The following is a 13,413-nucleotide window of genomic DNA, read 5'->3' as shown; positions in this document are numbered from 1 at the left end:
TACGCAAGTTTACTGCAAATGTTTCATAATTATTTCACATTAGAAAGGAGCGTTGCCAATATAAGTCCTGTTTCCAAGGCCATATCTTCAAAATCTGCTAGTGGCAGCGGATTTTTGCCGATCCCCAGCTCCACCGTAAATCCAGGTTTGCGGAAGGTCTGAATAAACCAATCCTTATATCCGGCATCACTTCCAGTCAGCTCCACTGCCCGGTAACTGCTCGCAACTGCCAGCTGCGCGGCTAATTCACGGCTCTCGGGAGGTTCATACCCCCGGTAGTTCCAATAAATCTCTCCTCCTTGGCTATGCAGAGACACTGCAGCTTCGCCAGGCGCTGCCTCAGCCAGGGCAGCCAGAGCGGCTGCTTCTGGCTCACTCAGCGGCTCAGGGCCGCTGTAATCCCGCGGTGAGGGCAGCCTTACTCCCCGACGTTCCCGCTCCTCTTCCCAATGAGCGGGAAATTGATCCCCAAGATCCACACCGCGGATGTTAGCTTTCCAATGCCGGAAGCTGCTTCGTCCACCATTCCATTTCATGAGGTCATCATAAAACGGATGGTCTGGCAAAACCCCTTCCTGAACCAGCTCCACGCCATCTGGATTAGCCATAGGCACGACCCATAATGTCCAGTTTTGGAACCAAACCTCAGGACTGTGTCCATTCCATTCCAAGCCTTCAGCATAAGCTGCTGCATACTCCTCTATGAAGGACATCAAGCATGGCGAAGTCAGCCATTCATTGGCATGCAAAGCGGCGTTAACATGCAGATGACGAGTGCCATTCCCGATCTTGAGTACATGGAGCGGCTTGCCGAGCACGCTCGTGCCTATTGTGGCTGCTTGTATAAACGGGTATTGGACAAGCAAGCTGTCAATGTCGCTCTCAACCTCAGCCGGACCGTACTCCCCGCGCAGAAACACCACGCGGTCTGGAATTGGGGGTGGAATGACAAGTATTTTTCCAGGTGTACAGTAGCGCCCTGAGGTCACACCAGGATTCAGCTTCTCCAAATCCTCTAAATTCACCTTAAATAATGAGGTTATCCGTTCTGGAGTGTCCCCTTCCTGCACAGCATACCTTTTACGCGGCGAAGATGGCAGAAATAAAACCTGACCTGGGTATAAATAAGATTGTCTCCCAACCCATGGATTACCTTGAATAACATGCTCAGGAGTTAATCCATGTAGAGCGGCAATTCGGCTTACGGTATCTCCCCTGTTTGCAATATATTGTCGCATTAGGTCTCATCCTCTCGGCCTTAAATTGCTGATACAGCAATACAAAAACAGCGGCATACAGCACTTAACTCTATTGTATGCAAGCGCCACTACCCGGCATGAAGGAGAAATGAATCACAAGAAAAAACAACGTCATCGCCCTTTATAGATGGCAACCGTTTCTCATGAAAAATAAGGATATTACAGTTCCGCAGCATATAAGTGCTTATATTTCAAAAAAACAGACTGGGAAATGTGCTTTCCCAGTCTGTTTTTCTTTTACACTCCCATGGAGTTTGTCCCTATTCAATTCAACATTGCTCCTGCTTATAACGTGGATACTTGCCACACTACTGGGGTGCGTCTAATTTGTTCTCCAAGCCAGTCTCGCGCGATGCTTTGAAACATCTCAGCATCACCGCTGCAGAAAAACTGGTGAATTGGACTTTCATCCCCGATGGACAGCTTGCCTTTATCATATAAAATTGTGCTGATCTCACGAGCGGTCTCATCTGCAGAACTGATCAGCTTGACTCCCGATCCCATAGTCTCACCAATGGGTTCTACAAGAAATGGATAATGAGTGCATCCTAAAATTAAAGTATCGATGTTAGTGTCTTTAATGCCTTCTAGTGCCTCTTCTACGATATCGTAACTTTTCTCTGAGCGGAACTTGCCTTGCTCGACGAGTGGGACAAGCGCTGGACAGGCTTGACTTACAACCTCAACAAAAGGGGACAACTGCTTTAATGCGTTAGTATAAGCTCCGCTGTTGATAGTTCCTATCGTACCGATCACGCCGACATGTCCGCTTTTGGTTGCGCTAATTGCTGCGCGGGCTCCGGGATGAATCACCCCAATTACAGGGATGGAGACCTTAGCTGAGATATAATCGAGTGCCGCAGCTGTTGCGGTATTACAAGCGATAACGATCATTTTAGGATTAAACTGGATCAAATAATCTACAATTTGTTCAGTAAACAGTTGTACTTCCTCGGTCGAACGGGGTCCGTACGGAGCTCGGGCAGTATCTCCGAAATAAATGATCTTCTCCCGCGGGAGTTGCCTCATCACTTCTTTGACAACTGTTAACCCTCCCACACCTGAGTCTAATATTGCTATAGCTTGCTGCACGAACACACCGCTTCCTTCTACTTGTTTTGTGTAGCTTATGTAAGGTGAAAACAAAATGTACCTGGCTTTCAGCCCCAATTGCAGATATTACTCCTTTTGCCCTCTGAGTTCAAGACTAGTCTTCTTCCATCATTTAACAAGCGGGTGCAAACTAATTAAAAAAGCCACCCTCCGCCCAATGCGAAAAAGCGGCTCTATTATAAGAGAATGAGTACTCTTTTACCACTGAAACAGAGGATTTAAACCACGGTTCCATTATAGAATTTCTTTATTAACCTTGTCATCTTGAACGACTTCTTCAAGGGTGGCTTCTTCACTTACATCTTCACTTATAGTGGCCTCAACCAACTCAGTTTCCACTTCCAAAGTGGCAGCAGCCTCTTCAACAGCTTCTACAGCGTCAACTGCTTCTACAGCTTCTTCTGTAGCGATGCCGCTGACAGTTACTGTGATTTTTTCTTCTTCATCAACAGCATTCGCACATGATTTGCTCCATTCCCGAACTTCATGTACTACATGCCCAATCGAATCTTTTGCCTTGTCATAAATCTCAATGCTCTTATCTCCCGCTTGAACGGCAAGTTCTTGAACCTTTTCAATACCAGCGGTAGTTCCTTCTGCAATATCCTTGCGCAGCTCTTTACCTGGTTTAGGCGCGAACAGCAATGCTGTCACCGATCCAACCACACTGCCGACTAAAGCGCCCCATAATAAACCTTTGGTGTCCTTTTTCATCGTTTCATCTCTCCTTTAAATTCATTGCTCCCCGCTCTACCGGGCTAATGCCTATATCTGCTATATCATAAGCAGCAGGGGATTGTCTTGTGACTAATTATTATAACTTTTCAGAAGTTTTGTCTGTAACATTTTTGGGTACGATAGCGTAGCGGCAGCAATGGCCGCCCTCTGCCATACATTCATTACGTGTTACCTTAGCATCCAGCAGTTCTTCGAAAAGACTATGCTCACATTGGCAAGCCTTACGATACTGGGTAGCCACTTGGCGAATCGGGCAATTGTACTCCCTTATGACATATGAGCCATCCTCTTCGCGGTTCCATTCTGCCATATATCCACCGGCATTTTGGATGGAAGATAATTCGGCGACGCGTTCTTCCAAATTGCGCCGTTCCATCATCGGAGCATACTGAGCGAGCATCCGGCGGCGGCGGCCTTCAAATAATGTATTAACAGCATCCAGTCCACTGCCGTAATCCAATTCACGCAGAAGCTCCAAAGCCAAGTTGTGATAACTTTTTGGAAAATATTCTTCGGCTCTCTCCGTTAATGAGTACATATGTAAAGGCCGCCCCATCGCTTGCCGGACCACTTTTGTCTTTGCAAGCCCTTCTTGCTCCAGCTGAAGCACATGACGACGGACACCCATCTCTGTAATTCCCAATTCTTCTGCCAGCGCGCCGATGGTCAGTGTTCCTTTCGTCTTCAGGAGCGTCATAATCATTTGTCTTGTCGATCCGCTTTCCTGCCCCATCTTCATCATAAAGGAACCCCTCTCTTTCACGGCTATCGCCTATTCTATGTGATTCTATCCTATGCTATTATAGCGGTACACTGGCTCCAAGCTCCTGGTCCAAATATTTCCGTACCTCAACGGCAAACTGCTCAAGTACTTCCGAAAGAATGGGGGTAAGTGGATGCAGATCACCTCTCTCCCAGGCATAATAATCCTGAACGAGTGGCTTACGCAGAGAAACTAATTCTATCAATCTCTCATAAATCTCACTTTGACCTAGCACTTTCTCTTCATGAATAATAGAAATTATATCCTCATAACTTCCAGCATCACGCATAATAAACCCGTCAATGAGACAGCTACCAACGTCTGTTACAACCTCTATTGCCAGATGGAGGCTGCGTTCCTGTATTAGTCCGGTTAGTGTTGTACCATCCCAGGAAGCTGCTACAGTCCGAAGACCAGCGGTAATATCAGGGATTTGAGCTAGAATGGTTTCGATTTGATTGCGGTTGACATAATACACAGCAATACCCCCATATCGATAATAGTTAGAGAATCGTCCTAATCTCTACTTACCGCGTTTGCCACGGCGTTTCAGCCAGAAGAACATTACGAAACATGCTCCGAGAAAAACGACTAAATAAGTTAACGCTTCCATTGGATACTCAAGCTCACGCATTCCTGTCACCGCTTCCGGTATAAAATGATGATACTATATTCAAGCAGCAGCTTAAATTTCGTAATCTACAGCAATTGAGAGCTCTTTGACTTCATTAATATGAGCAATAACTTCTTTATGAGCCGGATGAACCTGATACGCCTGTAAATCCTCTAGAGAAGCTACTTCTGTGACTAGAGCAATATCAAAGGAACGATCGGAATGAATGATGTCAGCACCCACCTCGATGGAGAGAAGCTGCGGAATCTTGCCTTCCATATTACGCAATACCGCTACCGTTGCCGCTACGCTTTCTTCGGACCGATCTTTTAATTTGAAAAACACAATATGTTTGATCATTCTATATCGCTCCCTAATGTAATATTGTAATTAGATATTAAAAATATATCATAAGCGTAGCTGTTCTGAAAGAAACTTAAACAGTGTTGTCAGAAATAGCAGCATTAACCATTGCCGATATACCAGAAAGTGTTGTAGTATATTTTTAAAAAATCGGAGGAATTATGCCTAATAACCAACAAGAACCTCATAATATCCAGGCGTGGTCTCTGATCAATCGCAAATACCTTGGACAAGGCGTTCGAGTCAAAAGATTTCGCCGTCCAAAGCGCAGCCAGATTAGAAACCGTGTGCTGCTTGCTGTATTGATGGCTAAGGATATCAAGCTGTCACGACTCGCAGAAGAGCTTGGTATATCCTCACGCAGTGTAAGCGCTTGGGTATACGAAGGTCGTATCCCTTCCAACAATAACATTGACAAGACCTGCCGCCTATTGGGGTACCCACCCCACATTCTGTTCAATGAAGCATTGATTCGTCAAAGCCCCATTGTATGTCAGCCTACACCCTCACGATTTATGAAAAGAAGTATTACCAGTTCACCGCGCAGCAATGTAATCCTGACCGGACTTTGTATGGTATACGATTTCTCAGTAACGGATGTAAGTATTTGGATAGGCGTCCATCCCGGAACGTTTCGGAAATGGCTCCACAACAGCCATCTGCCGACCCCTGCTCTGCAGGAAAAAGCCGAAGCTTTCTTTCGGATTCCACGCCATATTCTATTTGCAGACTGCGGAACGCTCTAATACAATCCTCTCACAGAACACGTTTAACACAGCCCTTCTTCAAGAAATCATGAGAAGGGTTATTTGCCATACCTTTTTTTCTTAAAAAGAGGTCATACTACTGTATGTAGATACATTGTGTAGTACTAAAGAACGGGTCAGGAGGCGCAAGATGAAACTTAACGGAATACTGTCAAAGGGCTATACCGATACTTGGAATGTGGCCCCTCGTGTCATTGGACTTCGCACTATGTTTGTAAATGTCGCATTAATTGGCCAGCCCTCTTCGGATTGGGTTCTTGTAGATACTGGTCTTAGCTCATATACAGGCAATATTATTGATTTTGCTACGGAGCATTATGATAAGCCTCCGGTGGCAATTATCCTGACGCATGGGCATTTTGACCATATTGGGGGTGTGAAAAGGCTTGTTGAGGAATGGAATGTGCCTGTATATGCTCATCCGCTAGAACTACCTTTTCTGACAGGTAAAGAAGATTACCCTCCAGCCGATCAGGCCGTAGGCGGCGGGCTTATGAGCATGATTTCCCCCTTATTTTCACATCATGGCATTGACCTTGGTTCAGCCGTTCATCCCTTGCCGGAAGACGGGACTGTCCCTGGTGCGAAGGGCTGGGAATGGATCCATACCCCTGGACATAGTCCCGGGCATATCTCCCTGTTCAGGCCTGAGGATAGAGTCCTGATCGCTGGTGATACGTTCCTTACGGTCAAACAGGAATCCGTATTTGCAGTGGCTACGCAGCATCAGGTGGTGCATGGCCCACCCTCTTATTTCACGACAGACTGGGAAGATGCCGAGAAATCAGTCCGTACCCTTGCCTTGCTGAATCCACATCTTGTTCTTTCGGGACATGGAGTACCCATGGAAGGTGAGGAGCTGTCTACCCAGCTTGCTCATTTATGCAAAAATTTCAAAGAAATGGCGCTACCGGGTCAAGGTAAATTTGTGTAAATAAGGTATTCCTGATCATCGAGCAGAGGTCTAGGGAAAAAGTCCCTATAATTCATTTGATATAGCCGATTCTACGGATATTCAACGAAATTATAGGGAGTTCCTCCCTATATTATTTGCTAAGTGCAGATTTACGTGCGACTATATATCTCAGTATGTATTGATGTTTTTTTCCAAGCGGCCCACATAAAGTCTCCACACATGAGCCGGTCGTAATTATTTTCGTACCTGCAAAATGTTGTCTTAAATCTTCATCACTAAAAAAATGGGCATATTTTCCCTCTTTGTATTCGTAGGTTCCCGGTTCCAAAAGTGTTCCACAGCCGTTGTTCGCATCCTCATCGGAAAAACTGGTAAAATAGAGCAAGCCATCCGGCCGCAGCTGTTCCAGACAATTAGCTAATAGCCTGCGGCGATCCTCTTCGAGAAATAAATGCAACACGTCATAGCAGTAGACAGCATCAACCTGTACTTCAGAAATAGTATCTAATACGGAACCTGAGATAAAATGGCTCTTGGGATCCCATTCTGCCGCCATCCTTAACGCATCCTCGCTTAACTCAACGCCTAAGGTCTTAAACTCATCTGAGAACACCTTCGTATTTCTTCCGTATCCCGCACCCGGGACTAAAACTGATTTCACGTCATATTGCCGAAATATCTCCCTTGCTGCCTGGGCTGTAGGACTAGGTTCACTCCCCCAGATCATGCCTTCCTGAGCAAATCTTCGACTCCAGTATTCGGACATAGATTAGACCTTCTTTTTAAATTTATTCGCTAATTTCATCGCAAGGAATTGAGGGATCAGGTTTAGCATACTAAAAAATAAAAACGATCCTGTAGGTCCAAGTGGTTTGAAAAACGTCCCGTCCCAACCGCCTTCTCCTGACAATTTGCTAATAAAATAATACGAAACAAACGCAGAAGCGATATTCCCAATGACTACAGCAATTATATTATTAGACCATTTTCCCAAAAAAGCTATTAGCGATGTTATGACGATCATCATTAAATAACCAACCATTGAACCATTATTGAAATCTTTATCCATCGCGAAATATACAAATGGAAAACAGTACACACTAATGATCAGGAGATTTAATCCTAATTTTCTCACCGCATCCCCTCCTCAGCTAGTTTTTCACTCTATACCAATACTGATAAATCTCCTTAAAACCCAGCTTGTCATACAAGGCTGAAGCCCCCGTATTCGCTTGCACAACTTGCAGAAAGGAAGTTGTTGCTCCCTTTGCTCTACCCCAATTAAGCAACGCTAGCAGCAGCTGTTCCGCCATTCCCTTTCTACGATGAGCAGGGGAAGTGACAATATCATACAGACCCAAGTATCCATTCTGAATCACACCAAGTCCGCAGGCGGCAGGAACACCATGATTAAACAACAGGACATAACCCTGCTGCAAATGTGATGCAGACAACATTCTAGTTAAGGTTTCCCGGTTCTTGCCAGACAACCCGGTAAGCTCACTGAAGGCGTGCAGCCACTCTTCAGTCAAGCTCTCCTGCATCTGAACCGTATAACACAGATCGGGGCTCGCTAAGCCCCCCAGATCAAGAAGCCTTACCGATGAAGGCTCGACAATTGTATAACCGCGATCCGCAAGCATCTCATCAAGCTTTGCCGGCTGGATATAGGGGGTTATTTTGAACACTGGCTGTAGTCCAGCATGCTCATAATACCGCTCCGCAAGCTTGATTTGTTCTGCGAGATCAACCTGAGAGCTGTCAGCCCCGTATAATGGATTGACCGAATTGGCCCTTTTTGTATAACCAGCTGCCGTACGTAGAATCCAGCCCTGCAGGAGAACGCTCTGCTCCGCAGGCCAAGTATTAAGTGTGATTTCTTCTATGAATTTATACAGCTTATTCCTCTCCTCTTGAAGCACGTTTGTTACGCATCGCAGGCAGTAATTTCACAGTTCCCTCCTCTTGGGAAGTGAAATAGTCATATTCGGGAGACTCTTTGCCATAAAGAGCTATTTTACCCTCACCGTTATAATGAACACCCCAACCAAACCGCTTCGGCAGCAGTGAAGCCCTTAGACAAGGATGATTTTTGGAAAATAGCTCGTTCCATATTTGTTCCTTACGGGCCAAACGTTCTTCCTGTGGAATTTGTTTATAGCGCACATGAACCTCGTACAGAAGTTCTTCATGATTGTATTTGTAGGGCTCATTAATTAACAGTTCATATTGAATCACATGTGCAGGCGGGAGCGTTCGGCAAGACATCGGAGGAACTCCGATTTCCTCAGGGCAGTCCTCTGCTACACGAATAAAAGTATCGGTATAGCTCATTTGCATCACCTCCATATTAAATAGAAATATATTCCTTCTATGATAAATCATTTTCCTATTCTTAGCATAGCCGAATTTTCTAAAGTCCATGATGGATGAGCAGCAAAAACGGCCAATCCTCTAAACTACGGAGGATTGGCCGTTCTCATTTACCAACTCGACTTGGTAATACCCGGAATCTGGCCTTTATGCGCCAATTCGCGGAATACAATTCGGGAAACATTAAATTTGCGCAAATAACCTCGAGGTCTGCCAGACACTTGGCATCTATTTTTTTGACGAGTTGCGGAGGAATCACGTGGCAGCTTTTGCAAAGCCATATAGTCCCCTTGTTCCTTTAGTTCTTTTCTTTTAACAGCGTATTTGGCGACTAGTGCTTGTCTCTTCAATTCTTTTACAACTTTAGATTTCTTGGCCATGTTCGTTCTCCTTCCATCCTTTAAATCTACTCGTTCAATGCACTCTTCAAGGCTTCCAGGTTCTGACGCATGATTCCTAAATAATCCAGGTTTTGACTGCGATCTTCCTCTGTTAATCCTTCAATTGGGTTTAGAACGGCTGCTTTGGCACCAATCTCTTTTGCTATTGTGTCTGCCACACTGGAGGATACAAGTGTCTCGAAGAAAATCGTCTTCACTTTATGCTCTTTCGCAAACTCCACAATCTTACTCATATTTGCGGCAGAAGGCTCCTGCTCCGGAGATAGTCCGGCAATCGGGACCTGAGTTAATCCATACTGCTTGGCAAGGTAACCAAAAGCCGCATGCTGAGTGATAAAATCCTTGCGTTTAGTATCCTTAAGACCGTCCTTAAATTCTTGATCCAGTTGCTCCAGCTTAGCTACATAAGCATCTGCATTTGTCTTAAAATCCTCGGCATGTTCAGGTGCGGCAGCAGCTAAAGCTGCTTCAATGTTACGCACTTCTTGAATGGCTAGTGTAGGATTGAGCCACACATGCGGATCTAATCCACCGTGATCATGCGAATGCTCTTCATGAGCATGTTCTCCTTCTTCATGCGCATGTTCTCCTTCTTCATGCGCATGTTCTCCTTCTTCATGAGCATGCTCCCCTTCTTCATGAGCATGCTCTCCTTCTTCATGAGCATGTTCTCCTTCTTCATGGTGGTGGTCAGCTTCTTCCTCTTCCGTGCCTTCCATGATGTCCAGACCCTTGCTCGCTTCTACAGTAATTAACGGAGTGCCAGATACACTTTCCAGCACCTGGTCTACCCAGCCTTCCATTCCTGCGCCATTATAGATCAGCATATCCGCATCTGAGATTTCTGCCATATCTTGTGCAGTCGGTTCCCAATCATGGGGTTCGATTCCTGCCGGTATGAGTGCTTCCACGTCCGCCAGATCTCCTGCCACATTTTTGGTAAACTCGTAAATTGGATAGAAACTGACTTTAATATTTAGTTTAGATGACTCTGGAAGGGCTGTGGCTTCTGCGGCTCCAGAAGCATTCGTAGTAGTAGAAGAATTACTGGCATTATTATTACCGCAACCTGCGGCAATAAGTAACGCGGACAGGGACAAAATGGCTAAATGATGGATTCTAAATTTCATTGAGAGTTGTAACTCCTTTTCTGGAAATAGATTTATGAATTCGCCGACGATTTCTAAGTCGGATCAGCTTCTGTACCAAAATTGCGATTAATAAGAACGATAGCAGTATAAGAGCAATCGTCCCACCAGGCGGTGTATTGATGTAATACGAGGCACTTAGGCCACTAAAAACGCCGAGTAACCCTACGCCAATTGATATCAATATAGCTGTCGTGAAACCAGACGCTATACGCAAGGCAATCGAAGCTGGCAAAACAATAAGCGCTGAGACTAACAGCACTCCAACAACTGGCATCGCAGCAGCTACTGTCATTCCAGTTAGTACAGCAAACGAAAATGATAACCAGCCCACATGAACTCCACTGATACTAGCGGTCTCTTCATCAAAGGTCAGATTATATAAAGATCTGCGTAACACAATAAAATAGACCAGACCGATTACAGCAACCACAGCGATAATCTTTAGTTGAGTGTCGCTGACCGCAACGATGGAACCAAACAGATAGGAACTGAAGCTTTTACTTAAATTCTGCTTTAAGCTCATAAGTACAACTGCCAATGCTAATCCAGAGGTCATAATAATAGCTACCGGAAGCTCGCTATATGTACGATAAGAACGTCGAAGCTGTTCGATGACAATACCACCGAGAATCGCCACCATGAAACCACTTAGTGCCGGATTAAGCTGAAGTATTGAGCCTAGTGCTACTCCTGCAAGCGAAACATGAGAGAGGGTATCCGCCATTAGGACCTGACGGCGAAGCATGAGATATACCCCGAGCAGCGGACCAATAATGCCAATTAAACCACCGGCCCAAAATGCACGTTGCATGAATTCGTAACTAAACATTGCCAACCCTCATTCTCCTTTCGTTCCAGGCTGATCAACGTATCCAGATAGGAACTGGTCTCTTCCAGGCCATGCGTCACCATGATTACGGTCCGGCCGTGTTCACTGACATCATGGCGCATCAGCTTATAGAACCCAATGCGACTGTCCAGATCCATTCCCGTAGTAGGTTCATCGAGAACCAATATCTGCGGCTGTTGTGCCAATGCTCGAGCGATGCAAATCCGCTGCTTCTGGCCGCCTGACAGTTCTCCTATCTTCCGGTCTCGCAAATGCCACATATCCACCTGCTTTAAACTTCGCTCGACGATCTCGTCCTGCTCAGGTGTAAAGCGTCTAAATAATCCCAGCCTTGGATAACAACCCGAGCGAACCAGTTCGATCACCTTACTTGGGAATCCTGCGTTAAAAGAAGCTACCTGCTGTGGAACATAGCCGATAACCATCTTTCCGTTATCTGATAACTCTTTATTCAACTGAACCGTTCCACTCCATGGACAAAGCAGGCCGAGCATTAGCTTCAGCAGGGTGGTCTTAGCAGCTCCATTGGGTCCCGTTATACCAATAAACTGTCCGGTATGAATATCTAATGAAATGTTATCAAGGACAGCTTCATCCCCATACCCGAACACTACATTCCGCATGGATGATAGGATCATCGTGCCTCGCCTCCCTTCTGACTGATGTTATGTCCATCTCGGATTAAATCGTAAGTATTACGATTTAACAAATTTGATAATATCGTAATCATTACGATTTGTAAACCCAAAATTAAAAATTAATCGTAATAATAACTATTAGACCTCTTTTTCATACAGCAAAAATCCGGAATCCCACCTTCTGGATTCCGGATTTCCATCGCTAATTTACTAAGTATCTATTCCTCAGCAGCCGCAAGGAGTTCTTCAACAGGCCACGGAAGTGGATTGTTGAACTTTGTCCAATCCTGCTTCAGCTCCTCCACCGTCAGCAAACATCTGTCCAATCTGGCTTCGAGTTGTGCCTGATCTATATTTACACCGATAAATACGATTTCATTTATTCTATCGCCCCACTGCTCGTCCCATTTCGCCTGCAGCTCAGGTTCGCTTTCCAGTACCTCCAGCTGCTGATCCTTAGGCATTGTAGCCAACCAGTAGCCAGCAGGTCCGAACTGAATGGAAGGTCCTGCCTGACTTATAGTAGCTGCAAGATCACCTTTTGCAGCTACCCATGCCACACCTTTTGCCCGAACGACCTCTTCCGGCCAGTTGCTAAAGAAAAAACTTAATCTTTGCGGGTGGAAAGGTGTTCTCCGGCGATAAACAAAAGAAGAAATTCCGTATTCCTCCGTTTCAGGGGTATGGGTCTCTTTATTCAGCTCCGCGATCCAACCAGAGGATAAGCTTGTTTTCTCAAAATCAAACAATCCGGTATTCAGAATTTCCTTCGGATCTACTACGCCGTTAATCGTGCGGATCAGCTTGGCAGACGGTTGAAGCTTACGGAGCACAGCTTCAAGCTTGTTGAGTTCATCTTCTTTCAACAGATCACACTTATTAAGCAGCAAGACATCACAAGTTTCGATCTGATCAATAAGCAGATCCACAATATCGCGGAAATCTCCTTCGCCAGCCGTTTGGTTGCGGTCCATCAGACTATCACCAGAAGAGAAGTCATGCCAGAAACGCCCAGCATCCACAACAGTCACCATCGTGTCTAATTGAGCAAGCGAAGTCAAATCAATATCCAACTCGGGATTGGCATAGGTAAAGGTCTGTGCCACTGGTACAGGTTCGCTAATGCCTGAGGATTCAATCAGGATGTAATCAAATCGCCCTTCCGCAGCCAGCTTTTGTACTTCGACAATCAAATCATCACGAAGCGTACAACAGATGCAACCATTAGACATCTCAACTAATTTCTCTTCTGTTCTAGAAAGCGTATTTCCGGACTTCACCAGATTCGCATCCACATTGACTTCACTCATGTCATTTACAATAACAGCTACTTTAAGCCCGTCACGGTTGTGCAGAATATGATTCAGCAGCGTTGTTTTCCCAGAGCCCAAATATCCACTGAGCACGGTAACAGGGAGCTTTTTCATCTATATCACTCCTATCGTTTATAAAATCAAGATTAAAAGCC

At 45.3% G+C, this 13,413-nt stretch carries 17 protein-coding genes; 2 read left to right on the top strand and 15 right to left on the bottom strand.

Features of this window, described 5'->3' with window-relative positions; translation table 11 throughout:
- Positions 1–29: 29 nt before the first annotated feature.
- The 6 genes from NYE35_RS10525 to NYE35_RS10500 all read right to left on the bottom strand — a co-directional run bounded on the left by NYE35_RS10525 (position 30) and on the right by NYE35_RS10500 (position 4,846).
- Entirely contained in the window at positions 30–1,238 is a 1,209-nt protein-coding gene (locus NYE35_RS10525) for a M14 family metallopeptidase (protein WP_341120917.1), read from the bottom strand.
- Between the two features lie 306 nt (positions 1,239–1,544).
- Positions 1,545–2,351, bottom strand: a complete 807-nt coding sequence (racE, locus tag NYE35_RS10520; RefSeq protein ID WP_076272909.1) for a glutamate racemase — start codon at positions 2,349–2,351, stop codon at positions 1,545–1,547.
- Positions 2,352–2,606: 255 nt separating this feature from the next.
- Positions 2,607–3,086, bottom strand: coding sequence for a YtxH domain-containing protein (locus NYE35_RS10515; protein ID WP_076272885.1), 480 nt, complete (start codon positions 3,084–3,086; stop codon positions 2,607–2,609).
- 100 nt (positions 3,087–3,186) lie between these two features.
- The gene (locus NYE35_RS10510) at positions 3,187–3,852 is read right to left on the bottom strand and encodes a helix-turn-helix transcriptional regulator (RefSeq protein WP_036689218.1); all 666 of its coding nucleotides are present in this window, start codon (positions 3,850–3,852) and stop codon (positions 3,187–3,189) included.
- 58 nt (positions 3,853–3,910) lie between these two features.
- The gene (locus tag NYE35_RS10505) at positions 3,911–4,351 is read right to left on the bottom strand and encodes a DUF86 domain-containing protein (protein ID WP_076098416.1); all 441 of its coding nucleotides are present in this window, start codon (positions 4,349–4,351) and stop codon (positions 3,911–3,913) included.
- 207 nt (positions 4,352–4,558) lie between these two features.
- Complete coding sequence (locus NYE35_RS10500; protein ID WP_036689213.1) at positions 4,559–4,846, bottom strand: Dabb family protein; 288 nt, start codon at positions 4,844–4,846, stop codon at positions 4,559–4,561.
- A 164-nt stretch (positions 4,847–5,010) separates the two neighbouring features.
- On the opposite strand from NYE35_RS10500, the gene NYE35_RS10495 reads away from it, so the two are divergent.
- On the top strand, positions 5,011–5,595 hold the full coding sequence (locus tag NYE35_RS10495; RefSeq protein WP_076098462.1) for a helix-turn-helix domain-containing protein: 585 nt from the start codon (positions 5,011–5,013) through the stop codon (positions 5,593–5,595).
- A gap of 151 nt (positions 5,596–5,746) precedes the next feature.
- Positions 5,747–6,550 (top strand): MBL fold metallo-hydrolase, encoded by an 804-nt coding sequence (locus NYE35_RS10490; RefSeq protein WP_341120915.1) that lies wholly within the window; start codon positions 5,747–5,749, stop codon positions 6,548–6,550.
- Positions 6,551–6,662: 112 nt separating this feature from the next.
- Here the strand turns inward: NYE35_RS10490 and NYE35_RS10485 are convergent, their stop codons facing one another.
- From NYE35_RS10485 to NYE35_RS10445, 9 genes are all read right to left on the bottom strand, one after another.
- On the bottom strand, positions 6,663–7,298 hold the full coding sequence (locus NYE35_RS10485) for a class I SAM-dependent methyltransferase (protein WP_341120913.1): 636 nt from the start codon (positions 7,296–7,298) through the stop codon (positions 6,663–6,665).
- A gap of 3 nt (positions 7,299–7,301) precedes the next feature.
- The gene (locus NYE35_RS10480) at positions 7,302–7,667 is read right to left on the bottom strand and encodes a hypothetical protein (RefSeq protein WP_038569788.1); all 366 of its coding nucleotides are present in this window, start codon (positions 7,665–7,667) and stop codon (positions 7,302–7,304) included.
- A gap of 16 nt (positions 7,668–7,683) precedes the next feature.
- On the bottom strand, positions 7,684–8,454 hold the full coding sequence (locus NYE35_RS10475; protein ID WP_081382350.1) for a GNAT family N-acetyltransferase: 771 nt from the start codon (positions 8,452–8,454) through the stop codon (positions 7,684–7,686).
- Positions 8,432–8,866: a DUF6157 family protein gene (locus NYE35_RS10470; RefSeq protein WP_341120911.1), complete on the bottom strand. Its 435-nt coding sequence runs from the start codon at positions 8,864–8,866 to the stop codon at positions 8,432–8,434. The genes NYE35_RS10475 and NYE35_RS10470 overlap by 23 nt, the downstream gene beginning before the upstream one ends.
- Before the next feature lie 149 nt (positions 8,867–9,015).
- Positions 9,016–9,285 carry a 30S ribosomal protein S14 gene (gene rpsN, locus NYE35_RS10465; protein WP_038569786.1) on the bottom strand — a complete coding sequence of 90 codons (270 nt, stop codon included), beginning with the start codon at positions 9,283–9,285 and terminating at the stop codon, positions 9,016–9,018.
- 26 nt (positions 9,286–9,311) lie between these two features.
- Positions 9,312–10,436, bottom strand: coding sequence for a metal ABC transporter substrate-binding protein (locus NYE35_RS10460; protein ID WP_076140913.1), 1,125 nt, complete (start codon positions 10,434–10,436; stop codon positions 9,312–9,314).
- A complete protein-coding gene (locus NYE35_RS10455; RefSeq protein WP_076098466.1) occupies positions 10,426–11,292 on the bottom strand; it encodes a metal ABC transporter permease in 867 nt (288 codons plus the stop codon). Before NYE35_RS10455 ends, NYE35_RS10460 begins: the two co-directional genes overlap by 11 nt.
- A complete protein-coding gene (locus NYE35_RS10450; protein ID WP_341120909.1) occupies positions 11,238–11,945 on the bottom strand; it encodes a metal ABC transporter ATP-binding protein in 708 nt (235 codons plus the stop codon). The genes NYE35_RS10455 and NYE35_RS10450 overlap by 55 nt, the downstream gene beginning before the upstream one ends.
- Positions 11,946–12,163: 218 nt before the next feature.
- Positions 12,164–13,372 carry a GTP-binding protein gene (locus NYE35_RS10445; RefSeq protein ID WP_036679375.1) on the bottom strand — a complete coding sequence of 403 codons (1,209 nt, stop codon included), beginning with the start codon at positions 13,370–13,372 and terminating at the stop codon, positions 12,164–12,166.
- Positions 13,373–13,413: the final 41 nt, after the last annotated feature.

The organism is Paenibacillus sp. FSL L8-0494, assembly GCF_038003695.1.
Lineage (GTDB): Bacteria > Bacillota > Bacilli > Paenibacillales > Paenibacillaceae > Paenibacillus_AQ > Paenibacillus_AQ odorifer.
The sequence above is the reverse complement of the archived record's forward strand: the minus strand, read 5'-3'. Positions and strand labels throughout refer to the sequence as shown.

Excerpts from the sequence above, each read along its gene's own strand:
- NYE35_RS10525 (WP_341120917.1), bottom strand. The coding sequence starts at position 1,238 with ATGCGACAATATATTGCAAACAGGGGAGATACCGTAAGCCGAATTGCC.
- NYE35_RS10515 (WP_076272885.1), bottom strand. The coding sequence starts at position 3,086 with ATGAAAAAGGACACCAAAGGTTTATTATGGGGCGCTTTAGTCGGCAGT.
- NYE35_RS10510 (WP_036689218.1), bottom strand. The coding sequence starts at position 3,852 with ATGATGAAGATGGGGCAGGAAAGCGGATCGACAAGACAAATGATTATG.
- NYE35_RS10500 (WP_036689213.1), bottom strand. The coding sequence starts at position 4,846 with ATGATCAAACATATTGTGTTTTTCAAATTAAAAGATCGGTCCGAAGAA.
- NYE35_RS10495 (WP_076098462.1), top strand. The coding sequence starts at position 5,011 with ATGCCTAATAACCAACAAGAACCTCATAATATCCAGGCGTGGTCTCTG.
- NYE35_RS10490 (WP_341120915.1), top strand. The coding sequence starts at position 5,747 with ATGAAACTTAACGGAATACTGTCAAAGGGCTATACCGATACTTGGAAT.
- NYE35_RS10485 (WP_341120913.1), bottom strand. The coding sequence starts at position 7,298 with ATGTCCGAATACTGGAGTCGAAGATTTGCTCAGGAAGGCATGATCTGG.
- NYE35_RS10470 (WP_341120911.1), bottom strand. The coding sequence starts at position 8,866 with ATGAGCTATACCGATACTTTTATTCGTGTAGCAGAGGACTGCCCTGAG.
- rpsN (WP_038569786.1), bottom strand. The coding sequence starts at position 9,285 with ATGGCCAAGAAATCTAAAGTTGTAAAAGAATTGAAGAGACAAGCACTA.
- NYE35_RS10460 (WP_076140913.1), bottom strand. The coding sequence starts at position 10,436 with ATGAAATTTAGAATCCATCATTTAGCCATTTTGTCCCTGTCCGCGTTA.
- NYE35_RS10450 (WP_341120909.1), bottom strand. The coding sequence starts at position 11,945 with ATGATCCTATCATCCATGCGGAATGTAGTGTTCGGGTATGGGGATGAA.
- NYE35_RS10445 (WP_036679375.1), bottom strand. The coding sequence starts at position 13,372 with ATGAAAAAGCTCCCTGTTACCGTGCTCAGTGGATATTTGGGCTCTGGG.